Below are 25,150 nucleotides of genomic sequence, written 5' to 3' on the forward strand. Positions count from 1 at the left end.
ACCTACAGCCAGCTGCCGAGCTGCAGCAGGCCGGCGACGGTGATTGCAATGCGGCGCAGCATTGCCGCGCCAGTCCATGGACCGGACCGAACGCAATCCATTAGGTCCTTTTCTGGCATGCATGTCCGGTCGTTATGTGATCTGTCCCGCAAGCGCCTGCTCACACCACCTTCAACGCCAGGTCCGGCAGCCCGTCGATGTGTGCCACCATCACGTCCCCCCTCACCACCGCGCCCACGTTCTCCGGCGTGCCGCTGTAGATCAGGTCGCCGGCCTTGAGCTCGAAGGCTTCGGAGAGCTTGGCGATCTGTTCGGCCACGCTCCAGATCATCTGGTCGAGGTCGGCCTGCTGCTTCACGGTGCCGTTCACCGCCAGGGTGATCGCGCCGCGGGGGAAATGGCCCGTCCGTGCCACGCGGTGGATGGGGCCGATGGGAGCGGAGAGGTCGAAGCTCTTGCCGATCTCCCAGGGCTTCTTCTGGTCCTTCATGTCGCCCTGCAGGTCGCGCCGCGTCATGTCCAGGCCCACGGCGTAGCCGAAGACGTGCTGCAGGGCCTGGTCGGCCGGGATGTTGCGCCCGCCGCTGTGCAGGGCGGCCACCAGTTCCACTTCGTAGTGGTAGTTGCGCGTCAGCGCCGGGTAGGGGTGGTCGGCAGTCTGTCCGGGCGGCACGTACTGGATCGCGTCGTTCGGCTTCTGGAAGAAAAACGGAGGCTCGCGCGTCGGGTCCGAGCCCATCTCGCGGGCATGGGCCGCGTAGTTGCGGCCGATGCAGTAGATGCGGTGCACCGGGAAGACCTCGGCGCTGCCGGCGATCGGCACGGCGGGCACGGGCAGGGTGAAGGGCGAGGGGGCGGCGGGCGTGGCGGCGACGCTGGCGCAGCCGGCGGCCAGGGCGCCGCCGAGGGTGGCGGTGGTGTTCATAAGGATATCTCTGCGTTGCATGGGCTGTCTCCTGTGTCCTGGATGGCGGGCGGCCTCTCGCGGGCCGGTGCATGCCACTGTAGGAGCGGCCGGGGCGCTGCATGCGGACGATTCAGCGCAAGACTTGGACGCGTTCGCGGGCAGCGGCCTCGCCCTGCAGTTCCCGCAGCCGCTCCGTGCGCCAGTCGCGCGGGCTCAGGCCGTGCCACTGGCGGAAGCGCCGCGCGAAGTACGCCTCGTCCGCGAAGCCGCAGCGCCGAGCGATCTCGCCGATGCGCTCGCCGGTGGCCAGCAGCAGTTCCTGCGCCAGGGCCAGCCTGCGTTCGGTCAGCAGTTCGGTGAAGGTGCGGCCCGTTTCCTTCTTGATGAGGTGGGCGAGGTAGTTGGGCGAGAGGCAGGCCGCCTCGGCCGCGCTCGCGAGCGTGGGCTCGCCCGCCAGTTCGCCGCGCAGGTAGCGCAGCACCCGGGCCAGTGCCGCGCGCCGGCTGCCGCGCTGGGCCTGGTTGGCGGCCAGGGCGCGCAGCTCGCCCTCCCGGCACTGGCAGGCGCGCGCCAGCAGTTCCAGCAGCCCACCGCGGATGCGCGCCGCCGACGCCAGCCGGCGCGCCGTGTTCTCCTGCTGCAGCATGTCCAGCACCGCCAGCACGGCCTGCCAGTCCGCGCCGCCGAAGGTGAAGTCCAGGTGTTCCTGGAACTGGAAGGGCGCGAGTTCGGGCGCCAGCGCCAGTGGCACGTCCTCCAGGTCCAGCGGGTCCACGCGCAGGTCGGGCCAGAGAAAGCGCTGGCTGAAGTTCACCACCAGCCAGCGCGTGCCGGGCGGATGCGGCACCAGGTGCATGCGGTGCGGCAGCACGAAGCTCAGCGTCCCCGGGGTGAAGGGGCGCACCGTGCCTCCCACGTGGTGCTGCGTCGCCCCTTCGAGGCTGGCCTGGATCTGGAAGTACTCGTGCTTGTGCGGCTGCGTGAGCGGCGTGCGGCCGCTCTGGTCGCGGATGTCGAAGTCCAGGTGCCGGGAGCGCTCCACCATCGCATACGTGCGGACGGCCGGGGGCGCGTGGTCCGGACGCGCCCGGCTCATCCGGCTGCGCCCCCGGGCCGGGTCCAGAGATCGACGAGGTCCGGGAAGCGCCATTTGTCCGGGTCTTCGCGCGCGACGATCTTGTCGCCGGAGGCGGGCGAGGAGAGATCGACCACCTCGGGCGGGATGCGCAGGTCGGATTTGGTGGAGAAGAACACTTTCACGCGCGGCGATACCAGCGAGGTGGACTGCTCCATCACCACGCCGATGCGGCCCGAGGCGAGCCGCACCAGCGAGCCGACGGGATAGATGCCGATGCTCTTGACGAAGGCCTGGAACAGCCGTGCGTCGAAATGCCCGTGCGTCCATTCGGCCATGCGGCGCAGCGACTCGGCCGGATCCCAGCCGCGCTTGTAGGGCCGGTCGGAGGTGATGGCGTCATAGACGTCGCAGATCGCCGTCATGCGCGCGATCAGGCCGATGTCCTCACCCGCGAGCCGGTGCGGGTAGCCGCTGCCGTCCATCTTCTCGTGGTGGTGCAGGCAGGCGTCCAGCACCTCCTCGTCCACGCCGCCGCAGGCCAGCAGCATCCGGTGGCCGTGCTCGGAGTGGCTGCGGATCACGTCGAACTCGTCGTCGGTGAGCTTGCCGGGCTTGTTCAGCACCGACAGCGGGATGCGCGCCTTGCCGATGTCGTGCATGAGGCCGGCCATGCCGGCGGTGCGCAGGCGCTCGCCCTCCAGTCCGATCTGGCGGCCCAGGGCCACCATGAGCGCGCACACGGCCACCGAATGCATGTAGGTGTAGTCGTCCGCGGTCTTCAGTCGCGCGAGACTGATCAGGGCCGACGGATTGCGCGTCACGGAGTCGGAGATTTCCTCGACGAGGCTGCGTGCCTCGGTCGAATCCACCACCCGTCCCATGCGTGCCTCGGTGAACATCGAGGTCATCGTCTGGCGGGCGTGGCTGGTCAGGGCCGCCGCATGCGCCAGTTCCTCGGACATGCTGGTCGGCGCCGTCCCCCGCGAACGCGCGGGCGCGGCCGGGGAGGGCGAAGGCGGTGGTGGCGCAGCCACCTTGAGTTCCGGCATGTCCTGCAACTTCTGGAAATCCGTCTCCCGCCGGGCTTCGGCCTGCTCGGGCGTGACGGTTTCCACCCCGGCGCCGACGTCGCGGCCCTTGGAGACGTCGATCCAGACCTCCTGGATGGCCGTGGCGTGGATGCGTGAGAGGTCCGCCGGATCCTGCAGAACGAAGCCCGTGCGCCAGAACGGATGGTCCATCCAGGAGCCGCAGAACTGGTGCAGGTACATGCCCAGGGTGAGGTGCTGTACGCTGATTCGCTTGAGCATGGGGGCGAAAAGGAACTGGTGCGGAAAGGACGGCCGGGGCTGCGGCAGCATGTTAGCCTTTTGCGCGTCCCCGTGGCGCGCAGGGTGCGCTGTTTCCATTTTTGCAATTATTGCGATTTTTAGTATTTTAACGTCCAGCGCGACCCGGTCCTCCCGCTGTCCCGCCGCCGCCTCGCCCATGCCCGTTCCCGCACCCGGTCCCGCCCAGAAAGCCCTCCTGAAGCTGGGACTGTCGCGCGACATCGACCTCGCGCTGCATCTGCCGCTGCGCTACGAGGACGAAACCCGCATCATCCCCCTGCGCAACGTGCGCGATGGCGACACGGCCCAGATCGAGGCTACGGTCACGGCCAGCGAAGTGCAGTTGCGCCCGCGCCGCCAGCTGGTGGTGACGGTGGACGACGGCACCGGCACCTGCGAACTGCGCTTCTTCAGTTTCTATCCCTCGCACCAGAAGACCCTGGCCGTCGGCGCGCGCCTGCGCATCCGCGGCGAGGTCAAGGGCGGCTTCTGGGGGCGGCAGATGCTGCACCCGGCATTCCGCCTGGCGGGCGGTGAGCTGCCCGCCGCCCTCACGCCGGTCTATCCGACCACGGCCGGCCTGCCCCAGCCCTATCTGCGCCGGGCCATCGTGAGCGCGCTGCAGCGCGTGGACCTGTCCGAAACCATCCCGCCGGGCCTGGAGCCCCCGATCCCGCGGTTCCTGGGCGAGGGCGGAGGCGGACGCTCCTGGTGGACGCTGCGCGACGCTCTCGTGTTCCTGCACCATCCCGCGCCCGACGTGGCCCTCGCCACGCTGGAGGACCACAGCCATCCGGCCTGGCAGCGGCTGAAGGCCGAGGAACTGCTGGCGCAGCAGCTCTCGCAGCTGGAGGCCAAGCGCGAGCGCGACCGGCTGCGTGCCCCGGTGCTGCGGCCCGTGCCGGGCGAGCAGGGCGGGCCCGCCCTGCACGAGCGCCTGCTGGCCGCGCTGCCCTTCGGCCTCACGGCCGCGCAGCAGCGCGTGTGCGCCGAGATCGCTGCCGACCTCGCCCGCCCCGTGCCCATGCACCGGCTCCTGCAGGGCGACGTAGGCTCGGGCAAGACCGTGGTGGCGGCGCTTTCGGCGGCCGTGTGCATGGATGCCGGCTGGCAGTGCGCGCTCATGGCGCCCACCGAGATCCTGGCCGAGCAGCACTTCCGCAAGCTCATCGGCTGGCTGGAGCCCCTGCTCGCGGCCGGCGGACGTCGCGTCGCCTGGCTGGCCGGTGGCCAGAAGAAGAAGGAGCGCGCCGCCATGCTGGCGCTGGTGGAAAGCGGCGAGGCAGCCCTGGTCGTGGGCACCCACGCCGTGATTCAGGACCAGGTGCGCTTCCGCAACCTCGCGCTGGCCGTCATCGACGAGCAGCACCGTTTCGGCGTGGCGCAGCGGCTCGCGCTGCGCCGCAAGCTTGCCGACCAGGGCATGGAGCCGCACCTGCTGATGATGAGCGCCACGCCGATCCCGCGCACGCTCGCCATGAGCTACTACGCCGACCTCGACGTCTCCACCATCGACGAACTGCCCCCCGGCCGCACGCCCATCGTCACCAAGCTGATCGCCGACAGCCGCAAGGACGAGGTCATCGAGCGCATCGGCGCGCAGGTGGCCTCGGGCCGGCAGGTGTACTGGGTCTGCCCGCTCATCGAGGAGAGCGAAGCGCTGGACCTCTCCAACGCCACCGCCACCCACCTGGAACTCAGCGAGGCCCTGCAGGGCGATCCGGCGCGCGGGGAGGCGCCGGTCATGGTCGGCCTGCTGCACTCCCGCATGCCACCGGCCGAGAAGAAGGCCGTCATGGAACTGTTCACCGCCGGCACCATGGGCGTGCTCGTCTCCACCACGGTGATCGAGGTGGGCGTGGACGTGCCCAACGCTTCGCTCATGGTGATCGAGCATGCCGAGCGGTTCGGCCTCTCGCAGCTGCACCAGCTGCGTGGCCGCGTGGGCCGCGGATCGGCGGCGTCTGCCTGCGTGCTGCTCTACTCGACGGGCGAGAGCGGCCGGCTGGGCGAGACCGCGCGCGACCGCCTGCGGGCCATGGCCGAAACCCAGGACGGTTTCGAGATCGCGCGGCGCGACCTGGAAATCCGCGGCCCCGGCGAATTCCTCGGTGCGCGGCAGTCCGGCGCGCCGATGCTGCGCTTCGCGGACCTCGCCACCGACACCCTGCTGCTGGAGTGGGCGCGCGAGACGGCCCCGCGCATGCTCGACGGGCATCCCGGCGATGCGCGCCGCCACGTGGGCCGCTGGCTCGGCGGCAAGGCCGATTACCTCAAGGCCTGATCCGGCGGACCTGTATCCGTGGCAGACTTGGCGGCCCGCCGGCACGGTCCGCATTCCGTGTCGCGGGCGCACAATCGCACCTTCCGCATTGCCGACCCTTCAGACAATGACCCTCACAGAACTCAAATACATCGTCGCCGTTGCACGGGAGAAGCACTTCGGCCGCGCGGCGGACGCCTGCTACGTGTCGCAGCCCACCCTGTCGGTGGCGATCAAGAAGCTCGAGGACGAGCTGGAGGTCAAGCTCTTCGAGCGCAGCGCGGGGGAGGTGTCGGTGACGCCCCTGGGCGAGGAGATCGTGCGCCAGGCCCAGAGCGTGCTGGAACAGGCCGCGGCCATCAAGGAAATCGCCAAGCGCGGCAAGGATCCGCTGGCCGGCGTTCTCACGCTGGGCGTGATCTACACCATCGGCCCCTACCTGCTGCCCGAGCTGGTGCGGCACGCCATCGCCCGCACCCCGCAGATGCCGCTCATGCTGCAGGAGAACTTCACCGTCAAGCTGCTGGAGATGCTGCGCACCGGCGAGATCGACTGCGCCATCATGGCCGAGCCGTTCCCGGACACGGGCCTCGCCATGGCGCCGCTCTACGACGAGCCGTTCCTGGCGGCGGTGCCTTCGTCCCACCCCCTCGCCGAGCGCAGGAGCATCTCGGCCGCCGAGCTCAAGAGCGAGACCATGCTGCTGCTGGGCGCCGGCCACTGCTTCCGCGACCACGTGCTCGAGGTCTGCCCCGAGTTCGCGCGCTATGCGAGCAATGCCGAGGGCATCCGCCGCACCTTCGAGGGCTCGTCGCTGGAAACCATCAAGCACATGGTGTCGGCCGGCATGGGCGTCACGCTGGTTCCGCGCCTGTCCGTGCCGCGCGACGCGCTGCACACCGGCACCAAGCGCCGCAAGAGCGACGACACCCACATCCGTTATCTGCCCATCGAGGAAGAGGACGGCAGCCCGCCGCCCATGCGCCGCGTGGTCCTGGCCTGGCGCCGCAGCTTCACGCGCTACGAGGCCATCGCGGCGCTGCGCAACGCCGTGTACGCCTGCGAGCTGCCGGGCGTCACCCGCCTTTCCTGAGAAAGCCGGGCCTGCCCCGATGGCCCGCAGTGCTCCGGGGGCGGTGCGCTTGCGATAAAGTTTCCCCGATTCCCAGCCCATCCAACGAAGGAGCTCCTCCATGGCCAAAGCCTCTGGCAAATCCACTGCATCCCGGTCCCCCGCCACCGCGCCGCGCATCAACATCGGCATCAGCGACAAGGACCGTGCCGCCATCGCGCAGGGCCTCTCGCGCCTGCTCGCCGACACCTACACGCTCTACCTGACCACGCACAATTTCCACTGGAACGTGACGGGTCCGATGTTCAACTCGCTGCACACCATGTTCATGGAGCAGTACACCGAACTGTGGAACGCCGTCGATCCGGTGGCCGAGCGCATCCGTTCGCTGGGCCATCCCGCCCCCGGCTCCTATGCCGAGTTCGGCCGCCTGACCTCGCTGGCCGACGTGCCCGGCACGCCGCCCGCGGCGCTGGACATGGTGCGCATCCTGGTCGAAGGCCATGAAGCCGTGGCCCGCACCGCGCGCGAACTGTTCCCCGTGGCCGACAAGGCCAGCGACGAGCCCACGGCCGATCTGCTCACCCAGCGCCTGACCGTGCATGAGCAGACCGCCTGGATGCTGCGCTCGCTGCTGGAAGGTTGAGTCTTTCCCGCTCCAGCCCACGCCCGCCTGCCGCGGGCGTTTTTCATTCCCGCCGCACGCCCATGCAGAGCACCGCACCGCACCGTCCCCCCCGGCCCTCGCGCCTGGCGCTGTACCTCGACCTGATCCGCTGGAGCCGGCCTGCCGGCTGGCTGCTGCTGCTCTGGCCCACGCTCTCGGCGCTGTGGATCGCGGCCGGAGGCTTTCCGGGCTGGCACCTGCTGGCCGTCTTCACGCTGGGCACCATCCTCATGCGCAGCGCAGGATGCTGCGTGAACGATGTCGCCGACCGCGACTTCGACCGGCACGTGAAGCGCACCGCGCAGCGCCCCGTCACCAGCGGCGCCGTATCGGTGCGCGAGGCGCTGGCCGTGGGCGCGGTGCTCGCCCTGGTGTCGTTCGGCCTCGTGCTCACCACCAATGCGGCCACCGTCGCGTGGTCGCTGCCCGCGCTGGCCGTCACCATGGCCTACCCGTTCGCCAAGCGCTTCGTCTCCATGCCCCAGGCCGTGCTCGGCGTGGCTTTCAGCATGGGCATCCCGATGGCCTTCACCGCGGTGGGCAGCACCGTGCCGATGCTGGCTGCCTGGCTGGTGCTGGGCAACCTCTGCTGGGTGCTGGCCTATGACACCGAATACGCCATGGTGGACCGCGACGACGACCTGAAGATCGGCATGAAGACCTCGGCGATCACCCTGGGGCGACACGACGTGCCGGCCGTGATGGCCTTCTACCTGGCGTTCGTCGCCCTCTGGGCCTGGGCGCTGGCGCCCTTCGGCCTGGGCTGGCCCCTGCATGCCGCGCTGGCCGCCGTGCTGCTCCAGGTGGCTTGGCACTGGCGCCTCATCCGGCACCGCACCCGCGATGGATGCTTCCGTGCATTCACCAGCAACCACTGGCTGGGCTTCACGCTGTTCGCGGGCATCGTGGCGGGGTTCGCACTGCACTGATCTGCCGCCGGCGCGCGTCCTTGGCGCCCGCCGGCCGGCGGTCTGCTACGGCGCGAACGGCCCTTGCTGCACATGCCGGCCGCTGCGCCGCAGCAGTTCGCCGAAGGCCTCGGACATCAGATAGGCGAACTCCACCGGCCGTTGCGCGCCGATGGCATCGCCATGCACCACCTCCGTGGCCGGATGGCACATCAGCAGCCCGCCGTCCGGCAGGTGCGGCAGCCACTTCGCCATGTGCGCCCCGTAGGCCGAGGCATCGGGCGCATCGAAGCCATAGACCCCCCCGAAACCCGGGTTCGTCGCCAGCCCCGTCCGGCGCCAGCGCCGCGTGGCCGTCCAGCCGCCCAGCATGGCGATGATGGATGCCTTCGGTTGGCGCCACAGCCCGGGGGCGGGCGCGGTGGAGCGTACCCAGGGGCGCTCGTGGGGCGCATAGCGGGCCAGCAGCTCGGTCTGCAGCGCATCCCGCGCGCGGGGCAACTGGTGCACATGCTGGTGGCCATCGACGAAGTCCGGTGGCGTGCCTGTCTCCCGCTCGAAGGCGTCGAACTGCGCGCGCCAGGTGGCCCGCAGTGACGCGGCGGACAGCTGCCGGGCGTAGGCCCGCAGGATTACCTCTCCGAGGGGACGGGCGCCGGCGTGCGCACCTCCGTGGGTTTCGGTCAGGTTGAAATGCAGGCCAACGGCCAGGCGGGGGCGCAGATGCGCGAGGCGGCGCGCCGCTGCCGGCCATTGGGGCGATGTCGTCATGCAGCCGGTGGCGGAGAGGCGGCCAGCCAGTACGAGCTGCTCCACCGCTGCATCCACCAATGGATGCAGCGCGTAGTCATCCGCGCACAGGACGAGGGCGCGGGTCACGACCGCGGGCCCGAGGAGTTCCTGAACGCCCAGGACTTGCTCAGCAGGAACGTGCCCGTGGCCACCAGCACCAGCACGCCGACCAGACTCCAGGCATAGTGCCAGTCCAGGGCATGCAGTGCCACGAAGTACAGTAGCTCGTTGGCGGCGAAGGACAGGCTGGCGACCGCGAAATAGCGTGCTACCACTGCGGGGCCCTTGGCCCGGGCGCTGGCGAACGTCAGCAAGGCATGGCCGTTGTAACTCACGGAAAAGGCCACCAGGAACGCGAACACGTTGGCAGCCAGCGGCGCCATGCCGGCGAGAGCCACCAGAGAGACCGCCACAGCGAGGTGTGTGGCGGCGGCAGCACCGCCCACCAGGATGAACTGAAGCTCTTGCGGCAGGCGCCGCAATAAGGAAAAAAGGGTGTGCAGCGTCTGGATCACGACCACTCGCGCGTCAGCGGGGCTCGGTCTTCGCCGCGCGCCGTCAGGTCGGTCGGGTGCCTCCCGATCGCATTGCGGGGCCGTCCGGCGACCCCGGCGCCATCGGGCAGGCAGTCATTCCTGCCGCCGCTGGGGGCGATGGGGGTGTCGGAGAAAGAGACCATCATGTCAGCATGTCCGGAATTCGAGATTAGCGGGCGCATGCGTCGGGCACATAGGTGCGCCAATGCATGGTGAGCGGGGCTTCGGCGCCCCGGTACGGCCAGCGCACCTGCACCTGCCCCTGCTGCACGCGCATCCCGGGGGTGCTGTCCAGTTCTTCGAGCAGCGCCGGCACGGGGGGCTGGTCGCCCAGGCCGATCCACAGTGTGCCATTCGCCTGCAGGCGCTCCAGGGTGATCCACGGAGAAAACCGGTCGTCTCCGGTGATGAAGACGGACGGCCGGTCGGGCAGCTGTGCCGCCACCAGGCCGGTCGCCCAATAGTCGCCCGAGACGGAATCCAGCGGGCAGCGCGAATGCGCCTCCCACAGCGCCCGCGCCTGCTGCGCGACCGCTGTCTGGGGCCAGTCCGTGCGCGCCGGGCGCTTGCGCCACTGCGCACCATAGGCCAGGAACACGCCGGTCAGCACGGAAACCAGCACCAGCCACACGGCCAGGCCGCGCAGCAGCCGCGGCCGCAGGGCCGGCAGCCAGGCCTCGGGCAGCCACGCTGCCACCAGCAGGCCGCTGTACACCCACATGGGCACGCCCCACATGTCGCGCAGCCGCAGCCCCAGCACGATGCCCAGTGCGCAGGCCAGCAGGCACGGGCCCAGTGCGAGAACGAGCAGGTAGCCCGGCATGCGGGCCTGCAGCCGCCACGCGTCGGGACGGGCGTCCGCCGCGCGCTGCCCGCGCGTATTCCACAGCGCCGCCAATACGATGATCGCCAGGGGCAGGTGGTTCAGTGCCTGCGTCGCCAGGAAGGACAGCGCATCCAGCCGCGCCGCGATGGGTCCGGCGCCCTCCACGGCCGCGCGGCCTTTGGCATATGCCATGGGCAGCCAGCCGGACTCCCGCAGCCAGTGCAGGTGCGGCGCGAACACCAGCAGCATCGCCACCAGAGCGAGCCACGGCCCGGGGCCTGACAGCACCCGGCGAGCGGGCGTCAGCAGCAGGTACAGCGCCAGCGCCATCAGCAGCAGGCCGACGGAATACTTCGTGAGCAGGCCCAGACCCGCCACGATGCCCAGTGCCAGCCAGTGCCGCAGCCTGCCTTCCTGGAGCGCCGCCAGCAGGCAGTAACCCGCCGCCGCCCACAGCGGCATCTGCGCGATGTTGTGGTTGAACTCCAGCGCCGGCCGGGTGTAGTAGGCCACTCCCATGGTCAGCAGCGTGCCCAGCAGGGCCCGCTCGCGCGACATCAGGCGACACCCAGTGATCCACACCAGCCACAGCGTGGCCGCGATGAACAACTGGCTCAGCAGGAACGGACCGACGCGCCCGAACGCACGGTAGGACAGTTCCAGCACCCAGGGCGCCAGCGGCGGGTGCTTGTAGTAGCCCCACTCCCACTCCCGCCCCCAGGACAGGCTTTCCACCACGTCCAGCGGCAGGCTGGAGCTCAGCAGGGGCGGCAGCAGCGACCACGCGAGTACGTAGAGCGCCGCCAGCAGTGCGAGGGCTCTATGGGAAATGCTGGACGGTGCAGTGGTGGCGATGGGCATGCAGGCAGGCGTGGCGAGCGTAGCGGGCTCTTGAGGAAGAACCTGCGATTGTAAAAGTTGCAACGCCCTCCGCTACCACCTGCGGTACCGCCATCCCGACACGGTCACCTTCCGAACTCGTCCCCCAGTTCCCGGGCCCGTGCCTGTGCGGCTTTCATCGCGCGGATGAACTGGTCCGGCAGGCCGGCCTGCTCCATCGACTGGACGGCCGCGAAGGTGGTGCCGCCCTTGGAGGTCACGCGCTGGCGCAGCACCGCGGGCGACTCGTCCGAGCGGCGCGCCAGTTCCGATGCCCCCGTGAACGTGCCCACGGCCAGCTGGTGCGCCTGCTCGGGCGCGAGGCCCATCTCCACCCCCGCCTGCGCCATCGCCTCCAGGAACAGGAAGACATAGGCCGGGCCCGATCCCGACAGCGCGGTCACGGCGTCGAGTTGCGGCTCCTCGTCCACCCAGAGCAGTTCGCCCGTGGACGACAGCACCTGCTGCACGGCCGCGCGCTGCGCCGGGCTCACCTGCGTGCGGGCATAGAGCGCCGTCATGCCGCGCCCGATCAGCGCGGGCGTGTTGGGCATGGCGCGCACCACGCAGTCCGTGCCCAGCCAGGCGGCGATGCTGTCCGACCGGATGCCCGCGGCCACGCTGAGGTGGACCGCATTCGCCGTATACGGGCGTGCCTGCTGCGCCGCCTCCTTGAACGTCTGGGGCTTGACCGCCCACACCACCACGCCTGCGCGCTCCAGGGCCGTCCCGGCCTCCGGCAGGGCCTCGATGCCGTGGTGCGCACGCAGGGCGGCCCGCGCTTCCTCCCATGGCTCGACCACCTCGATGCCGGAGGCGGGTGTGCCCTGCCGGATCAGCCCGCCGATGATGGCGCTGGCCATGTTGCCCCCGCCGATGAAGGCGATCGCGGGCTGGTCGGATGCGGGGGAGGGGGTGTCGGGCGTCATGCGTGCGAAAGCGGGGAGGGCCGGCGGGCGGCCCGTGGAAGAAGGGAAGGCCCGCAGCGGAGCGCCGCCGCAGGCCGCGGCACCGGATGGTAGCGCTTCCTTCCGGTCAGTCCAGCGCGGCCTGCCGCACCGCATGCTCCCAGCGTGCCATGCATTCCTGCGCGCGCGCGGCGCTCAGCGTGGGCAGGAACCGCCGCTCGGCGCGCCACAGCGCCGACAGGGCGTCCGTGCCCGCATAGACCCCGCTGGAGAGTCCCGCCAGGTAGGCGGCGCCCAGCGCCGTGGTCTCGATCACCGCCGGCCGCACCACGGGAATGCCCAGCAGGTCGGCCTGGAACTGCATCAGCAGGTCGTTCACGCAGGCGCCGCCGTCCACCCGCAGCTCGCTCACGGGCGCGCCGCCGGCCGCCACCGCGTCGCGGCTCATCGCCTGCAGCAGCGCAGCGCTCTGGTAGGCGATGCTCTCCAGCGCCGCGCGCGCGATATGGGCAATGGTCGTGCCGCGGGTGAGGCCCGTGATGGTGCCGCGGGCGTCCGGCTTCCAGTAGGGCGCGCCCAGTCCGGTGAAGGCCGGCACCATCATCACGCCGCCGGAATCCGGCACGCTCTCGGCCAGCGACTGCACCTCGCTGCTGGTCGATATGGCGCGCAGCCCGTCGCGCAGCCATTGCACCACCGCGCCACCCACGAACACGCTGCCCTCCATGGCGAAGGCCGGCTCCGGCGCCCCGTGGCCCGCGCCGGCCCGGGGAGCGATCTGCGCCGCGCTGGTCGTCAGCAGCCCGTTGCGCGAGGTCTGGAAGCTGCTGCCCGTGTGCATCAGCATGAAGCAGCCGGTGCCGTAGGTGTTCTTGGCCATGCCGGCGGTGAAACACGCCTGGCCGAACAGCGCGCTCTGCTGGTCGCCCGCCACCCCGCCGATCGGGATGGCGCCGCCCAGCAGCGCCGCATCCGTCGCGCCGAAGTCGCTTGCCGAAGGCTGCACGCGCGGCAGCAGTTCGCGCGGAATGCGCAGCAGCGCCAGCAGGTCGTCGTCCCAGGTGTTGGAATGCACGTTGAACAGCATCGTGCGCGAGGCATTGCTCACGTCCGTCACGTGTACCTTGCCGCCCGTCAGCTGCCAGATGAGCCAGCTGTCCACCGTGCCGAAGGCGAGTTCTCCGGCCTCTGCCGCCGCGCGCGCGCCGGGCACGTGGTCCAGCAGCCAGCGCAGCTTGGTCGCCGAGAAATACGCGTCGATGCGCAGACCCGTGCGCTCCTGGATCATCGGCTCGTGGCCCTGCTCGCGCAGTTCGGCGCACAGCGGCTCGGCGCGCCGGTCCTGCCAGACGATGGCGTGGTGCACCGGCTGCCCGGTGCGGCGGTTCCACAGCACCGTGGTCTCGCGCTGGTTGGTGATGCCCAGCGCCCGCACGTCGCCCGGTCCGATCTGCGCCTGCGCGAGCGCCTGCCGCGCCGTGGCCAGCTGCGTGCGCCAGATCTCCATCGGGTCGTGCTCCACCCAGCCGGGCTGCGGGTAGATCTGCGGCAGTTCCTGCTGGGCCTGCGCGACGATGTGCCCATGCTCGTCGAAAACGATGCTGCGCGAGCTGGAGGTGCCTTGGTCGAGGGCGAGCAGATAGGTCATGGCGTCCGGAGGGTATGCGGTGTTGGAAGAGGAAAGGGCGGCCTCACGCCGCCACGTCGAGTTCGACCCCGGCGTCGCGCAGCAGGGCGGGAAAGGGATCGGGCGGTGCCGCGTCCGTGAACATCCGGTCGATCTGCGCCAGAGTGGCCACCTGCACCATCGCGGGCCGGTCGAACTTGCTGTGGTCCGCGGCCAGCCACACCTCGCGGGCCTGGGCGATGATGGTCTGCGCCACCTTCACCTCGCGCAGGTCGAAGTCGCGCAGCGAACCGTCCGGCTCGATGCCCGAGATCCCGATCAGCGCGATATCCACCTTGAACTGGCGGATGAAGTCCACCGCCGCCTCGCCCACGATGCCGCGGTCCCGCGCGCGCACCACGCCGCCGGCCACGATCACCTCGCACTGCGGATTGCCCGCCAGGATCGCCGCCACGTTCAGGTTGTTCGTGATCACGCGCAGCCCCTGGTGGTGCAGCAGCGCCCGTGCGATCGCCTCGGTGGTGGTGCCGATGTTGAGGATCAGGGAGCAGTTGTGCGGCACGGCCTCGGCCACGGCCCGCGCGATGCGCGCCTTGCCTTCGGCATGCAGCGTCTCGCGCTGGGTGTGCCCCAGGTTCTCCGTGGTGGAGCTCGGCACGCGCACGCCGCCATGGAACCGCAGCAGCAATCCGCTGTCGGCCAGCCGCTGGATGTCGCGCCGGACGGTCTGCAGCGTCACGCCCAGCGTTTCCGCGAGTTGTTCGACGGTGGCCGTGCGCCGGGTGCGCACTTCTTCGAGAAGCAGGAGCTGTCGGGGATTGGTGTTCACGCGAAAAGGGGAAAGAGGGCTGTGCCGCAGGGCGCCGGTCGGATGGAGGCCTTGACTTTAAAACGAACGAAAAGGAAAAAACCGAGGGTAAACCTGGAGGTGAATCGAATCAAAAAGAACAAAAATGAACGAAATCGAAACGTATTGGCGCGTTGGGCGTGCGTTTCGGCAAAGAACACGCAGGCTGCGAAGCCCTGCGTCTCAAGACAACACGAAAGGTGCGGGGATGCAGCTGGTACTCGAGCGCATCGGCAAGACGGTGGGTGCGCAAATCTGGCTCCGCGGCATGGACATGGCGCTCCAGCCGGGGGCCGTGACGGTGCTGCTGGGGGCCACGCAGGCGGGCAAGACCAGCCTCATGCGCATCATGGCCGGGCTGGATGCGCCCACCGAAGGTCGCGTGCTGGTGGACGGCGCGGACGTGACGGGCATGCCCGTGCGCGAACGCAACGTGGCCATGGTCTATCAGCAGTTCATCAACTACCCCTCCATGACGGTGGCGGACAACATCGCCTCCCCGCTCAGGCTGCGGGGCGAGAAGAACGCCATGGAGCGCGTGCGGTCCCTGGCCGAGCGGCTGCACATCGACATGTTCCTCGATCGCCTGCCGGCCGAACTCTCCGGCGGCCAGCAGCAGCGCGTGGCGCTGGCGCGTGCCCTGGCCAAGGGCGCGCCGCTCATGCTGCTCGACGAACCCCTGGTCAACCTCGACTACAAGCTGCGCGAGGAACTGCGCGACGAGCTCAGCCAGCTCTTCGCCGCGGGCGACTCCACGGTCGTCTATGCCACCACCGAACCCGGCGAAGCGCTGCTGCTGGGCGGATACACGGCGGTGCTGCACGAAGGCGAACTGCTGCAGTACGGCCCCACCGCCGAGGTGTTCCATGCGCCGTCCTCCCTGCGTGTGGCCCGGGCCTTCAGCGACCCGCCCATGAACCTGCTCGCCGCCGAGGCCGTGGCGGGCGGCGTGCGCGTGGCGGGGCGCGACGTGTTGCCCCTGCCGGAGCCGCTGCCTGCCAGCGCGGCCGGCGGCCTCACCGTCGGCGTGCGTGCCAGCGCCCTGCGCCTGGCCCCCCGGCCCGGCGACATCGCGGTCGCCGGCACGGTGGAACTGGCGGAGATCGCCGGCTCCGACACCTTCGTGCATGCCCACACGCCCTGGGGCGAAATGGTCGCGCAATTCACCGGCGTGCACGACTTCGCGCTCGGCTCCGCCCTCACGCTGCACCTGCAGCCCGGCGACGCCTACGTGTTCGGCGCCGGAGGAGAACTGCTGCGCGCTCCGGTGCGCAAAGGCCGCTGAGATGACGACACACCCCCTGGCCTGCTCCGCGGGCACCGGACGGGCGCGGCAGCGCCGGTATCCCGCCCTGCGGATGGCGTGCAGCACGACGGAAGACTGACATGGCCCGCATCCAACTTGAGCTCGCACATTCGTACAAGCCGAACCCGCAGCAGGACAGCGACTACGCACTGCTGCCCCTGACCATGGAGTTCCGCGACGGCGGCGCCTACGCGCTGCTGGGCCCCTCGGGCTGCGGCAAGACCACCATGCTCAACATCATGTCGGGCCTGCTCGTGCCTTCGCACGGCCGGGTGCTGTTCGACGGCCGCGACGTCACGCGCGCCAGCCCCCAGGAACGCAACATCGCCCAGGTGTTCCAGTTCCCGGTCATCTACGACACCATGACCGTGGCCGAGAACCTGGCCTTCCCGCTGAAGAACCGCAAGGTGCCCGAGGCGCAGATCCGCCAGCGCGTGGGCCAGATCGCCGAGATGCTGGAGATGAGCCACCAGCTGGACATGCGCGCGGCGGGCCTGTCGGCCGACCAGAAGCAGAAGATCTCCCTGGGCCGCGGCCTCGTGCGCCCGGACGTCTCGGCGGTGCTGTTCGACGAGCCGCTCACCGTGATCGACCCGCACCTGAAGTGGCAGCTGCGGCGCAAGCTGAAACAGATCCACCACGAACTCAAGCTCACCCTCATCTACGTCACCCACGACCAGGTGGAGGCGCTCACCTTCGCCGAGGAAGTCGTGGTGATGACGCGCGGCCGTGCCGTGCAGGTGGGTTCCGCCGACGCGCTCTTCGAGCGGCCGGCGCACGTCTTCGTGGGTCACTTCATCGGCTCGCCCGGCATGAACTTCCTGCCCGCGCAGCTGCAGGCCGGCGGCCTGCGCGTCGGCGGCCAGACCCTCCCGGGCCCGGCGCGCGAACTGCCCGAAGGCCCGCTGCAGCTTGGCGTGCGGCCGGAATACCTGGCGGTCGTCGCCGAAGGCACGCCGGGCGCACTGCCCTGCGTGGTGGACAAGGTCCAGGACATCGGCACCTACCAGCTCCTCACGGCGCGGCTGGACGGCCAGCCGCTCAAGGCGCGCGTTTCGCCCGACGAGGCGCTGCCGGCGCCCGGAGACACCGTATGGCTGCAGGTCGTGGGCCCGCACACCTGTTTCTACCGCGACGAGCAACTGCTGCCCTGAGAAGGAGCCGCCTCCATGAGCACCACCACCAAACCCGTGAACCAGAAGGCCTGGTTCCTGATCCTGCCCGTCATCCTCTGCGTGGCCTTCTCGGCCATCCTCCCGCTCATGACGGTGGTCAACTACTCGGTGCAGGACATCATCTCGCCCGAGCGGCGCGTGTTCGTGGGCACCGAATGGTTCGCCCAGGTCATGCGCGACGAGGAACTGCACGGCGCGCTGCTGCGCCAGCTCGGCTTCTCCCTGTCGGTGCTGCTGGTCGAGATCCCGCTGGGCATCTGCCTGGCCCTGGCCATGCCCGCTCAGGGCTGGAAGTCGTCCGCCGTGCTGGTCACCGTCGCCCTCTCGCTGCTCATTCCCTGGAACGTCGTGGGCACCATCTGGCAGATCTACGGGCGCGCCGACATCGGCCTCATGGGCCGCACCCTGCAGCAGCTGGGCATCGACTACAGCTACACCGGCAGCGAGACCCAGGCCTGGCTCACCGTGCTGCTGATGGACGTATGGCACTGGACGCCGCTGGTGGCGCTGCTGGCCTTCGCCGGGCTGCGCTCCATTCCCGATGCCTACTACCAGGCCGCGCGCATCGACGGCGCCAGCAAGTTCGCCGTCTTCCGCTACATCCAGCTGCCCAAGATGCGCGGCGTGCTCATGATCGCCGTGCTGCTGCGCTTCATGGACAGCTTCATGATCTACACCGAGCCCTTCGTGCTCACCGGCGGCGGGCCGGGCAACGCCACCACCTTCCTCAGCCAGTACCTGACCACCAAGGCCGTGGGCCAGTTCGACCTGGGGCCGGCCGCCGCCTTCTCGCTCATCTACTTCTTCATCATCCTGCTGCTGTGCTTCATCCTCTACAACTGGATGCAGCGCGTGGGCACCCAGCAGCCCGAGGTGGAGCATTGATGCGGCCGCTGCCATCGATCACGACGACGAAGCCGATCCACGAAAGAAGGAATAGCCGCCATGACTGAGCGCCGCTTCCGCAAACGCACCATCTTCCTGCTGGCCTACCTGGTCTTCGCCCTGCTGCCCATCTACTGGATGGTCAACATGAGCTTCAAGACCAACGCCGAGATCCTCTCCACTTTCACCTTCTGGCCCCAGCACTTCACCTGGGACAACTACAGGACCATCTTCACCGACGAGTCCTGGTACTCGGGCTACATCAACAGCCTGATCTACGTGGCGATGAACACGGTGATCTCGCTGGCCGTGGCGCTGCCGGCGGCCTACGCCTTCAGCCGCTACCAGTTCATGGGCGACAAGCATGTCTTCTTCTGGCTGCTCACCAACCGCATGACGCCGCCGGCCGTCTTCCTGCTGCCCTTCTTCCAGCTCTACACCACCGTGGGCCTGATGGATACGCACATCGCCGTGGCGCTGGCGCACCTGCTGTTCAACGTGCCGCTGGCCGTGTGGATCCTGGAGGGCTTCATGAGCGGCATCCCGCGCGAGATCGACGAGACCGCCTATATCGATGGCTACAGCTTCCCGCGCTTCTTCTTCACCATCTTCCTGCCGCTCATCAAGGCCGGCGTGGGCGTGGCGGCGTTCTTCTGCTTCATGTTCAGCTGGGTGGAACTGCTGCTGGCGCGCACGCTCACCAGCGTGAATGCCAAGCCCATCGTGGCGACCATGACGCGCACGGTGAGCGCCTCGGGCATGGACTGGGCCACGCTCGCCGCTGCCGGCGTGCTCACCATCGTGCCCGGGGCCATCGTCATCTGGTTCGTGCGCCACTACATCGCCAAGGGCTTCGCCATGGGGCGGGTCTGAACATGGAACACCCCCCTGTGCGGCTTCGCCGCTTCCCCCCGCTCTCGCCGCGCTGCGCGCGGTGGGCAGGGGGACGCCGCCGGCGGCCCGGCAAAGCCGGTTCCGCGGCGTCTGCTGGCCTGGCCTGCTCCGCGGCCATCGGACGGGCGAGGCCGCGCCGGTCTCCAAGGCTGCGCTCCTATTCACCCGTGTCGCTCCCAATCCTGCTGAAAGGCTCCGAACATGTTTGACTGGATGGCCTGGACCACGCCGGTGGCCGTGTTTTTTACCTGCATAGTGCTCATGCTCGCCGGCATGGCCGTGTGGGAGGTCAAGTCCCCCACCACCTTGCGCAAGGGCTTCCTGCCCATTGCCACCACGCGTGGCGACCGGCTCTTCATCGGCCTGCTCTCGGCGGCCTATATCAACCTCATCTTCGTGGGCCTGGGTGCCAGGTTCGTCGAGTGGTTCAAGCTCGAGCAGGAACCATCGGTGTGGATCAGCTTCGTGATTTCCATGCTCGTGCTCGCGCTGATCCTGCGCAAGGGCTGATTTTTCTCGGACGCGTGGCCCCCCGCTCCCCGGGGCCGCCGGCCGGTCGCAATGGCAGCAGGGGACACCCACCTAACAAGGAGACAGTCATGAAGATGCGTTTGACCGCCCTGGCGTTCGCCGCCACGGCCCTGGTGATCGGGCAGGCCGCATGGGCCGGCGAGGCGGAGGCCAAGAAGTGGATCGACAGCGAATTCCAGCCTTCGACGCTCAGCAAGGACCAGCAGATGGCCGAGATGAAGTGGTTCATCGACGCCGCCAAGAAGCTGCAGGCCAAGGGCGTGAAGGACATCTCGGTCGTCTCCGAAACCCTCACCACGCATGAGTACGAATCCAAGACGCTGGCCAAGGCGTTCTCGGAGATCACCGGCATCACCGTCAAGCACGACCTGATCCAGGAAGGCGACGTGGTCGAGAAGCTGCAGACTTCCATGCAGTCCGGCAAGTCCATCTACGACGGCTGGATCTCCGACTCCGACCTGATCGGCACCCACTACCGCTACGGCAAGATCATGTCGCTCACCGACTACATGGCCAAGGCGGGCAAGGAGTGGACCAATCCCGGGCTGGACATCAAGGACTTCATCGGCACGAGCTTCACCACCGCGCCCGACGGCCAGATGTACCAGCTGCCCGACCAGCAGTTCGCCAACCTCTACTGGTTCCGCGCCGACCTGTTCGAGCGCAAGGACCTGAAGGACAAGTTCAAGGCCAAGTACGGCTACGAACTGGGCGTGCCCCAGAACTGGAGCGCCTACGAGGACATCGCCGAGTTCTTCAGCAACGACGTCAAGCAGATCGACGGCAAGCCCATCTACGGCCACATGGACTACGGCAAGAAGGATCCTTCGCTGGGCTGGCGCTTCACCGATGCCTGGCTCTCCATGGCCGGCGCCGCCGACAAGGGCATCCCCAACGGCATGCCCGTCGATGAATGGGGCATCCGCGTGGCCGACGACAAGTGCACGCCGGTCGGCGCATCCGTCTCGCGCGGCGGTGCCACCAACTCGCCTGCCGCCGTCTATGCGCTGACCAAGTACATCGACTGGATGAAGAAGTATGCGCCCAAGGAAGCCATGGGCATGACCTTCGGCGAATCCGGCCCCGTGCCCGCACAGGGCCAGATCGCCCAGCAGATCTTCTGGTACACCGCCTTCACCGCCGACATGGTCAAGCCCGGCCTGCCGGTCGTGAACGCCGACGGCACGCCGAAGTGGCGCATGGCCCCGGGCCCCAACGGCCCGTACTGGAAGGACGGCATGCAGAACGGCTACCAGGACGTGGGCAGCTGGACCTTCTTCAAGGACCACGACGCCAACCGCACGGCCGCCGCCTGGCTCTACGCCCAGTTCGTCACCGCCAAGACCACGTCGCTCAAGAAGACCCTGGTGGGCCTGACGCCGATCCGCGAATCCGACATCCGTTCCAAGGCCATGACCGACGCGGCTCCGAAGCTCGGCGGCCTGGTCGAGTTCTACCGCAGCCCGGCCCGCGTCGCCTGGACCCCCACCGGCAACAACGTGCCCGACTACCCCAAGCTCGCGCAGCTCTGGTGGAAGAACGTGGCCCAGGCCGTCACGGGCGAGAAGACCCCGCAGGGCGCCATGGACAACCTCGCCGAGGAAATGGACCAGGTGATGGCCCGCCTGCAGCGCGCCGGCATGGCCCACTGCGCGCCCAAGCTCAACCCCAAGGGCGATCCCGCCAAGTGGCTGAGCGACGAGCATGCGCCCTGGAAGAAGCTGGCCAACGAAAAGCCGAAGGGTGAAACCATCGCCTACGACCGCCTGCTGCAGGCCTGGAAGGATGGCAAGGTGCGCTGACGACCGGCGGCGGCCCGGCGCGGGCCGCCACTTTCTTTCTCCGGTCTCCCGCCCGGCCCTGTCCCCGGGGGCGCGCGGGAGACCTGCCTTTGCGGGGTGGAATCAGGGTAAACCCTGAAATTCACCCCGGTTGAATGGACAATCGATCCCATGACTTCCCCGAACACGCCCCAGCCCACCGTGCGCGCCCAGCTCCTGGCGCGGCTTGCCGAACCCCGGCAGTACGACCTGGCGGTCATCGGGGGCGGTGCCACGGGGCTCGGCGTGGCGCTCGACGCTGCCGCGCGCGGCTTCAGCGTCGTGCTCGTGGAATCCCATGACTTCGCCAAGGGGACCTCGTCGCGCGCCACCAAGCTGGTGCATGGCGGCGTCCGGTACCTGGCCCAGGGCAACATCTCCCTGGTGCGCGAGGCGCTCCATGAGCGTACGACCCTGCTGGGCAATGCGCCGCACCTGGCCCAGCCCCTGCCGTTCGTCATGCCCTCCTACCACCTGTGGGAGACGCCGTTCTACGGAGTAGGCCTGAAGGCCTACGACCTGCTGGCGGGCCGCGCCGGCCTGGGCTCCACCGAATTCCTCGGCCGCGAAGGCACCCTGCGCCTGCTGCCCACCGTGCGGCGCGAAGGGCTGCGGGGCGGCGTGAAGTACTGGGACGGCCAGTTCGACGACGCCCGGCTGGCGCTGGCGCTGGCGCGCACGGCCGCGCTCCGCGGCGCGCTGCTGGTCAACTATTGCCCCGCCCGCGAGCTCATCCATGAAAACGGCAAGGTGGCGGGCCTGCTCTGCGAGGACGTGGAAACCGGCACCCGGTACACCGTGCGTGCGCGCTGCGTGGTCAACGCGACCGGCGTGTGGGTGGACGGGCTGCTGCGCCAGGACGCCGAGGCGCTCGGCCGTCCGGCCAAGCCCATCGTGGCCCCCAGCCAGGGCGTGCACATCGTCGTGGACCGCGAGTTTCTTCCCTCCGACCATGCCATGATGGTCCCCAAGACGGCCGACGGCCGCGTCCTCTTCGCCGTACCCTGGCTGGGCAAGATCATCCTCGGGACCACCGACAGCCCCCGGCAGGACCTCGAACGGGAACCCCTGCCGTTCCGGGAAGAGGCCGACTTCATCCTGAGCGAGTCGGCCCGCTACCTCACCCGCGCGCCTTCCGTGTCGGACGTGCGCAGCATCTGGGTGGGCCTGCGCCCCCTGGTCCGGCCGCCGGACGACGAGGGAGGCAGCACCAAGGGCATCAGCCGGGAGCACACCGTGCTGGCCAGCCCCAGCGGACTGGTCACCGTGACCGGCGGCAAATGGACCACCTACCGCGCCATGGCGGAGGATGTGTTGCAAAAATGCTTCGACGCCGGCCTCCTGGCAGCCCGCGCCGGCGGCGTCACCCAGCGCCTGCCGGTGGTGGGTGCGCCCCAGGGCGCCGTGCGGCACGGCATGGACGAGGCCCAGGGCCCGCACTCCTACGGCTCCGAGGCAGAGTTCCTCGATACCGTGCCCGGCGCCCAGCGTTGGCTGGCGCCGGGACTGTCGGAGGCCATGGTCCGCTTCGCCGCACGCCACGAATACGCCCGCACGGTCGAGGACATGCTCTCGCGGCGCAGCCGGATGCTGTTCCTCGATGCCGCCCGCGCCCTCGCGATCGCCCCCGACGTGGCCCGCACCCTCCAGGAAGAGCTGGACAGGGACCCCGCGCTCGCCGCCTTCGAGGCCCTGGCGGCGCAGTACCTTTCCGTGCCACGCTAACTACTTGACACGCCTTTGGTTTTTTGAAAGAATCGAGGGCTTCGCGTTTCTCTACGCGGATTTCTGCCCAGCGGGAAGCGGTGCAAATGGTTTGCGCCGCGGACGACGGGCCCAAGACTGACTGGCTGATAAGCAGCCCTGCGAGGTTTCCAGGGCTGTCGATCTTCTGGTGCAAGTTGGGAATATTCACATGATCCAGACAGAATCTCGGTTAGACGTTGCCGACAATACCGGCGCGAAGTCCGTCCTGTGCATCAAGGTGCTGGGCGGTTCCAAGCGTCGCTATGCCAGCGTGGGCGACATCATCAAGGTGAGCATCAAGGAAGCCGCTCCGCGTGGCCGCGTCAAGAAGGGCGAGGTTTACAGCGCAGTGGTGGTCCGCACCGCCAAGGGCATCCGTCGCGGCGACGGTTCGCTCGTCAAATTCGACGGCAACGCAGCAGTGTTGCTGAATGCAAAGCTGGAGCCCATCGGCACCCGCATCTTCGGCCCCGTGACGCGTGAACTGCGTACCGAGCGCTTCATGAAGATCGTGTCCCTGGCTCCCGAAGTTCTCTGAGGACGCGCCATGAACAAGATTCGCAAGGGCGACGAAGTGATCGTGCTCACCGGGCGCGACAAAGGCAAGCGCGGCACGGTGTCGCTGCGCAAGGATGACTCCCATCTGGTCATCGACGGCATCAACCTGGTCAAGAAGCACGTGAAGCCGAACCCCATGAAGGGTACGACCGGCGGCATCGTGGAAAAGGCCATGCCCATCCACCAGTCCAACGTGGCCATTTTCAACGCTGCCACGGGCAAGGCCGATCGCGTGGGCATCAAGGTGCAGGCGGATGGTTCGCGCGTTCGCGTGTTCAAGTCCAGCGGCGCTGAAATCAAGGCGGCCTAAGGAGTCAACATGGCACGACTGCAACAACACTACCGCGAAAAGATCGTTCCCGAACTCACCAAGCAGTTCGGCTACACCTCGCCGATGGAAGTCCCCCGTCTCACGAAGATCACCCTGAACATGGGTGTGAGCGAAGCGGTGTCCGACAAGAAGGTCATGGACAACGCCGTGGCCGACCTGACGAAGATCGCAGGCCAGAAGCCCGTCGTGACGAAGGCCAAGAAGGCCATCGCCGGCTTCAAGATCCGCGAAGGCCAGGCCATCGGCTGCATGGTCACGCTGCGTGGCGTCCAGATGTACGAATTCCTGGATCGTTTCGTGACCGTGGCACTGCCCCGCGTCCGTGACTTCCGCGGCATCTCCGGCCGTGCCTTCGACGGCCGCGGCAACTACAACATCGGCGTCAAAGAGCAGATCATCTTCCCCGAAATCGAGTACGACAAGGTGGATGCCCTGCGCGGCCTGAACATCAGCATCACCACGACGGCCAAGTCGGACGAAGAGGCCAAGGCCCTTCTCGCCGGTTTCCGTTTCCCCTTCAAGAACTAAAGGCAGCGTATGGCTAAAGTAGCTTTGATCCAGCGCGAACTGAAGCGCGAAAAACTGGCAGCCAAGTACGCCGCGAAGTATGCGGAACTGAAGGCCATCGCCGGCGACGCCAAGCGCAGCGACGAGGAGCGTGAAGCCGCCCGCCTCGGCCTGCAGAAGCTTCCCCGCAACGCGAACCCCACGCGCCAGCGCAACCGCTGCGAAATCACGGGTCGTCCCCGTGGCACGTTCCGCCAATTCGGTCTGGCCCGCGCCAAGATCCGTGAACTGGCTTTTGCCGGTGACATCCCGGGTGTCACCAAGGCCAGCTGGTAAGCAGGCAGGAGAAAACACATGAGCATGAGTGATCCCATCGCCGACTTGCTGACCCGCATCCGCAATGCGCAAATGGTGTCCAAGGCCACCGTTTCCGTGCCTTCTTCCAAAGTGAAGATCGCCATCGCGCAGGTGCTGAAGGACGAGGGTTACATCGACGGCTTCGAAGTGAAGTCCGAAGGCAACAAGTCCGAACTCGAAATTTCCCTGAAGTACTACGCCGGCCGTCCGGTGATCGAGCGCATCGAGCGCGTGAGCCGTCCTGGCCTGCGCGTGTACAAGGGCCGCGACTCCATCCCCCAGGTCATGAATGGCCTGGGCGTTGCCATCGTCACCACGCCCAAGGGCGTGATGACGGATCGCAAGGCACGTGCCACCGGCGTCGGCGGCGAAGTGCTTTGCTACGTCGCTTAACGTGGC

26 protein-coding genes are annotated in these 25,150 nt (G+C 68.6%); 16 read left to right on the plus strand and 10 right to left on the minus strand.

Features of this window, described 5'->3' with window-relative positions:
* Positions 1 to 160 precede the first annotated feature (160 nt).
* The 3 genes from ACGHC0_RS02910 to ACGHC0_RS02920 all read right to left on the minus strand — a co-directional run bounded on the left by ACGHC0_RS02910 (position 161) and on the right by ACGHC0_RS02920 (position 3,295).
* Positions 161 to 946 carry a fumarylacetoacetate hydrolase family protein gene (locus ACGHC0_RS02910; RefSeq protein ID WP_368353924.1) on the minus strand — a complete coding sequence of 262 codons (786 nt, stop codon included), beginning with the start codon at positions 944 to 946 and terminating at the stop codon, positions 161 to 163.
* A gap of 91 nt (positions 947 to 1,037) precedes the next feature.
* Entirely contained in the window at positions 1,038 to 2,003 is a 966-nt protein-coding gene (locus ACGHC0_RS02915) for an AraC family transcriptional regulator (RefSeq protein WP_415267384.1), read from the minus strand.
* Positions 2,000 to 3,295: an HD-GYP domain-containing protein gene (locus tag ACGHC0_RS02920; protein ID WP_415267385.1), complete on the minus strand. Its 1,296-nt coding sequence runs from the start codon at positions 3,293 to 3,295 to the stop codon at positions 2,000 to 2,002. The genes ACGHC0_RS02915 and ACGHC0_RS02920 overlap by 4 nt, the downstream gene beginning before the upstream one ends.
* A gap of 178 nt (positions 3,296 to 3,473) precedes the next feature.
* On the opposite strand from ACGHC0_RS02920, the gene recG reads away from it, so the two are divergent.
* From recG to ubiA, 4 genes are all read left to right on the plus strand, one after another.
* Complete coding sequence (gene recG, locus ACGHC0_RS02925; protein WP_415267386.1) at positions 3,474 to 5,600, plus strand: ATP-dependent DNA helicase RecG; 2,127 nt, start codon at positions 3,474 to 3,476, stop codon at positions 5,598 to 5,600.
* Positions 5,601 to 5,706: 106 nt separating this feature from the next.
* On the plus strand, positions 5,707 to 6,672 hold the full coding sequence (locus ACGHC0_RS02930; RefSeq protein ID WP_013593054.1) for a LysR substrate-binding domain-containing protein: 966 nt from the start codon (positions 5,707 to 5,709) through the stop codon (positions 6,670 to 6,672).
* Between the two features lie 100 nt (positions 6,673 to 6,772).
* Positions 6,773 to 7,297 carry a Dps family protein gene (locus ACGHC0_RS02935; RefSeq protein WP_368353928.1) on the plus strand — a complete coding sequence of 175 codons (525 nt, stop codon included), beginning with the start codon at positions 6,773 to 6,775 and terminating at the stop codon, positions 7,295 to 7,297.
* 62 nt (positions 7,298 to 7,359) lie between these two features.
* Positions 7,360 to 8,247: a 4-hydroxybenzoate octaprenyltransferase gene (ubiA, locus tag ACGHC0_RS02940; protein ID WP_415267387.1), complete on the plus strand. Its 888-nt coding sequence runs from the start codon at positions 7,360 to 7,362 to the stop codon at positions 8,245 to 8,247.
* 45 nt (positions 8,248 to 8,292) lie between these two features.
* Here ubiA and ACGHC0_RS02945 read toward each other — a convergent pair whose 3' ends face one another.
* The 7 genes from ACGHC0_RS02945 to ACGHC0_RS02975 all read right to left on the minus strand — a co-directional run bounded on the left by ACGHC0_RS02945 (position 8,293) and on the right by ACGHC0_RS02975 (position 14,623).
* Positions 8,293 to 9,105 (minus strand): ChbG/HpnK family deacetylase, encoded by an 813-nt coding sequence (locus ACGHC0_RS02945; protein ID WP_368353930.1) that lies wholly within the window; start codon positions 9,103 to 9,105, stop codon positions 8,293 to 8,295.
* On the minus strand, positions 9,102 to 9,533 hold the full coding sequence (locus tag ACGHC0_RS02950) for a GtrA family protein (protein ID WP_415267388.1): 432 nt from the start codon (positions 9,531 to 9,533) through the stop codon (positions 9,102 to 9,104). The genes ACGHC0_RS02945 and ACGHC0_RS02950 overlap by 4 nt, the downstream gene beginning before the upstream one ends.
* A complete protein-coding gene (locus ACGHC0_RS02955; RefSeq protein ID WP_368353931.1) occupies positions 9,530 to 9,700 on the minus strand; it encodes a hypothetical protein in 171 nt (56 codons plus the stop codon). Before ACGHC0_RS02955 ends, ACGHC0_RS02950 begins: the two co-directional genes overlap by 4 nt.
* Positions 9,701 to 9,723: 23 nt before the next feature.
* Positions 9,724 to 11,241, minus strand: a complete 1,518-nt coding sequence (locus ACGHC0_RS02960) for a glycosyltransferase family 39 protein (protein WP_415267389.1) — start codon at positions 11,239 to 11,241, stop codon at positions 9,724 to 9,726.
* Positions 11,242 to 11,345: 104 nt separating this feature from the next.
* Positions 11,346 to 12,188, minus strand: coding sequence for a pyrroline-5-carboxylate reductase (gene proC, locus ACGHC0_RS02965; RefSeq protein WP_368353933.1), 843 nt, complete (start codon positions 12,186 to 12,188; stop codon positions 11,346 to 11,348).
* A gap of 106 nt (positions 12,189 to 12,294) precedes the next feature.
* A complete protein-coding gene (glpK, locus tag ACGHC0_RS02970) occupies positions 12,295 to 13,815 on the minus strand; it encodes a glycerol kinase GlpK (protein WP_368353934.1) in 1,521 nt (506 codons plus the stop codon).
* A 43-nt stretch (positions 13,816 to 13,858) separates the two neighbouring features.
* A complete protein-coding gene (locus ACGHC0_RS02975; RefSeq protein WP_013593062.1) occupies positions 13,859 to 14,623 on the minus strand; it encodes a DeoR/GlpR family DNA-binding transcription regulator in 765 nt (254 codons plus the stop codon).
* A gap of 226 nt (positions 14,624 to 14,849) precedes the next feature.
* On the opposite strand from ACGHC0_RS02975, the gene ACGHC0_RS02980 reads away from it, so the two are divergent.
* The 12 genes from ACGHC0_RS02980 (at position 14,850) to rpsH (ending at position 25,144) form a co-directional block, all read left to right on the plus strand.
* The gene (locus tag ACGHC0_RS02980) at positions 14,850 to 15,926 is read left to right on the plus strand and encodes an ABC transporter ATP-binding protein (protein WP_368353935.1); all 1,077 of its coding nucleotides are present in this window, start codon (positions 14,850 to 14,852) and stop codon (positions 15,924 to 15,926) included.
* A 101-nt stretch (positions 15,927 to 16,027) separates the two neighbouring features.
* Positions 16,028 to 17,101, plus strand: a complete 1,074-nt coding sequence (locus ACGHC0_RS02985; protein ID WP_415267390.1) for an ABC transporter ATP-binding protein — start codon at positions 16,028 to 16,030, stop codon at positions 17,099 to 17,101.
* A 15-nt stretch (positions 17,102 to 17,116) separates the two neighbouring features.
* On the plus strand, positions 17,117 to 18,007 hold the full coding sequence (locus tag ACGHC0_RS02990; RefSeq protein WP_092833670.1) for a carbohydrate ABC transporter permease: 891 nt from the start codon (positions 17,117 to 17,119) through the stop codon (positions 18,005 to 18,007).
* A gap of 60 nt (positions 18,008 to 18,067) precedes the next feature.
* Entirely contained in the window at positions 18,068 to 18,880 is an 813-nt protein-coding gene (locus ACGHC0_RS02995; RefSeq protein WP_092833672.1) for a carbohydrate ABC transporter permease, read from the plus strand.
* 222 nt (positions 18,881 to 19,102) lie between these two features.
* On the plus strand, positions 19,103 to 19,411 hold the full coding sequence (locus ACGHC0_RS03000; RefSeq protein ID WP_415267391.1) for a DUF2160 domain-containing protein: 309 nt from the start codon (positions 19,103 to 19,105) through the stop codon (positions 19,409 to 19,411).
* 89 nt (positions 19,412 to 19,500) lie between these two features.
* Positions 19,501 to 21,234, plus strand: coding sequence for an ABC transporter substrate-binding protein (locus ACGHC0_RS03005; RefSeq protein ID WP_415267392.1), 1,734 nt, complete (start codon positions 19,501 to 19,503; stop codon positions 21,232 to 21,234).
* A 150-nt stretch (positions 21,235 to 21,384) separates the two neighbouring features.
* Positions 21,385 to 22,977, plus strand: coding sequence for a glycerol-3-phosphate dehydrogenase/oxidase (locus ACGHC0_RS03010; RefSeq protein ID WP_415267393.1), 1,593 nt, complete (start codon positions 21,385 to 21,387; stop codon positions 22,975 to 22,977).
* A 190-nt stretch (positions 22,978 to 23,167) separates the two neighbouring features.
* Positions 23,168 to 23,536, plus strand: a complete 369-nt coding sequence (gene rplN, locus ACGHC0_RS03015) for a 50S ribosomal protein L14 (protein WP_013593070.1) — start codon at positions 23,168 to 23,170, stop codon at positions 23,534 to 23,536.
* 9 nt (positions 23,537 to 23,545) lie between these two features.
* Positions 23,546 to 23,866, plus strand: coding sequence for a 50S ribosomal protein L24 (gene rplX, locus ACGHC0_RS03020; protein WP_013593071.1), 321 nt, complete (start codon positions 23,546 to 23,548; stop codon positions 23,864 to 23,866).
* Between the two features lie 9 nt (positions 23,867 to 23,875).
* Positions 23,876 to 24,415 carry a 50S ribosomal protein L5 gene (rplE, locus tag ACGHC0_RS03025; RefSeq protein WP_011793788.1) on the plus strand — a complete coding sequence of 180 codons (540 nt, stop codon included), beginning with the start codon at positions 23,876 to 23,878 and terminating at the stop codon, positions 24,413 to 24,415.
* A gap of 9 nt (positions 24,416 to 24,424) precedes the next feature.
* Positions 24,425 to 24,730, plus strand: a complete 306-nt coding sequence (rpsN, locus tag ACGHC0_RS03030) for a 30S ribosomal protein S14 (RefSeq protein ID WP_013593072.1) — start codon at positions 24,425 to 24,427, stop codon at positions 24,728 to 24,730.
* An 18-nt stretch (positions 24,731 to 24,748) separates the two neighbouring features.
* Complete coding sequence (rpsH, locus tag ACGHC0_RS03035) at positions 24,749 to 25,144, plus strand: 30S ribosomal protein S8 (protein ID WP_011793790.1); 396 nt, start codon at positions 24,749 to 24,751, stop codon at positions 25,142 to 25,144.
* Positions 25,145 to 25,150 lie beyond the last annotated feature (6 nt).

Source organism: Acidovorax sacchari (assembly GCF_042847045.1).
GTDB lineage: Bacteria > Pseudomonadota > Gammaproteobacteria > Burkholderiales > Burkholderiaceae_C > Paracidovorax > Paracidovorax sacchari.

Excerpts from the sequence above, each read along its gene's own strand:
- ACGHC0_RS02910 (WP_368353924.1), bottom strand. The coding sequence starts at position 946 with ATGCAACGCAGAGATATCCTTATGAACACCACCGCCACCCTCGGCGGC.
- ACGHC0_RS02915 (WP_415267384.1), bottom strand. The coding sequence starts at position 2,003 with ATGAGCCGGGCGCGTCCGGACCACGCGCCCCCGGCCGTCCGCACGTAT.
- ACGHC0_RS02920 (WP_415267385.1), bottom strand. The coding sequence starts at position 3,295 with ATGCTCAAGCGAATCAGCGTACAGCACCTCACCCTGGGCATGTACCTG.
- recG (WP_415267386.1), top strand. The coding sequence starts at position 3,474 with ATGCCCGTTCCCGCACCCGGTCCCGCCCAGAAAGCCCTCCTGAAGCTG.
- ACGHC0_RS02930 (WP_013593054.1), top strand. The coding sequence starts at position 5,707 with ATGACCCTCACAGAACTCAAATACATCGTCGCCGTTGCACGGGAGAAG.
- ACGHC0_RS02935 (WP_368353928.1), top strand. The coding sequence starts at position 6,773 with ATGGCCAAAGCCTCTGGCAAATCCACTGCATCCCGGTCCCCCGCCACC.
- ubiA (WP_415267387.1), top strand. The coding sequence starts at position 7,360 with ATGCAGAGCACCGCACCGCACCGTCCCCCCCGGCCCTCGCGCCTGGCG.
- ACGHC0_RS02955 (WP_368353931.1), bottom strand. The coding sequence starts at position 9,700 with ATGATGGTCTCTTTCTCCGACACCCCCATCGCCCCCAGCGGCGGCAGG.
- ACGHC0_RS02960 (WP_415267389.1), bottom strand. The coding sequence starts at position 11,241 with ATGCCCATCGCCACCACTGCACCGTCCAGCATTTCCCATAGAGCCCTC.
- proC (WP_368353933.1), bottom strand. The coding sequence starts at position 12,188 with ATGACGCCCGACACCCCCTCCCCCGCATCCGACCAGCCCGCGATCGCC.
- glpK (WP_368353934.1), bottom strand. The coding sequence starts at position 13,815 with ATGACCTATCTGCTCGCCCTCGACCAAGGCACCTCCAGCTCGCGCAGC.
- ACGHC0_RS02980 (WP_368353935.1), top strand. The coding sequence starts at position 14,850 with ATGCAGCTGGTACTCGAGCGCATCGGCAAGACGGTGGGTGCGCAAATC.
- ACGHC0_RS02985 (WP_415267390.1), top strand. The coding sequence starts at position 16,028 with ATGGCCCGCATCCAACTTGAGCTCGCACATTCGTACAAGCCGAACCCG.
- ACGHC0_RS02990 (WP_092833670.1), top strand. The coding sequence starts at position 17,117 with ATGAGCACCACCACCAAACCCGTGAACCAGAAGGCCTGGTTCCTGATC.
- ACGHC0_RS02995 (WP_092833672.1), top strand. The coding sequence starts at position 18,068 with ATGACTGAGCGCCGCTTCCGCAAACGCACCATCTTCCTGCTGGCCTAC.
- ACGHC0_RS03000 (WP_415267391.1), top strand. The coding sequence starts at position 19,103 with ATGTTTGACTGGATGGCCTGGACCACGCCGGTGGCCGTGTTTTTTACC.
- ACGHC0_RS03005 (WP_415267392.1), top strand. The coding sequence starts at position 19,501 with ATGAAGATGCGTTTGACCGCCCTGGCGTTCGCCGCCACGGCCCTGGTG.
- ACGHC0_RS03010 (WP_415267393.1), top strand. The coding sequence starts at position 21,385 with ATGACTTCCCCGAACACGCCCCAGCCCACCGTGCGCGCCCAGCTCCTG.
- rplN (WP_013593070.1), top strand. The coding sequence starts at position 23,168 with ATGATCCAGACAGAATCTCGGTTAGACGTTGCCGACAATACCGGCGCG.
- rplX (WP_013593071.1), top strand. The coding sequence starts at position 23,546 with ATGAACAAGATTCGCAAGGGCGACGAAGTGATCGTGCTCACCGGGCGC.
- rplE (WP_011793788.1), top strand. The coding sequence starts at position 23,876 with ATGGCACGACTGCAACAACACTACCGCGAAAAGATCGTTCCCGAACTC.
- rpsN (WP_013593072.1), top strand. The coding sequence starts at position 24,425 with ATGGCTAAAGTAGCTTTGATCCAGCGCGAACTGAAGCGCGAAAAACTG.
- rpsH (WP_011793790.1), top strand. The coding sequence starts at position 24,749 with ATGAGCATGAGTGATCCCATCGCCGACTTGCTGACCCGCATCCGCAAT.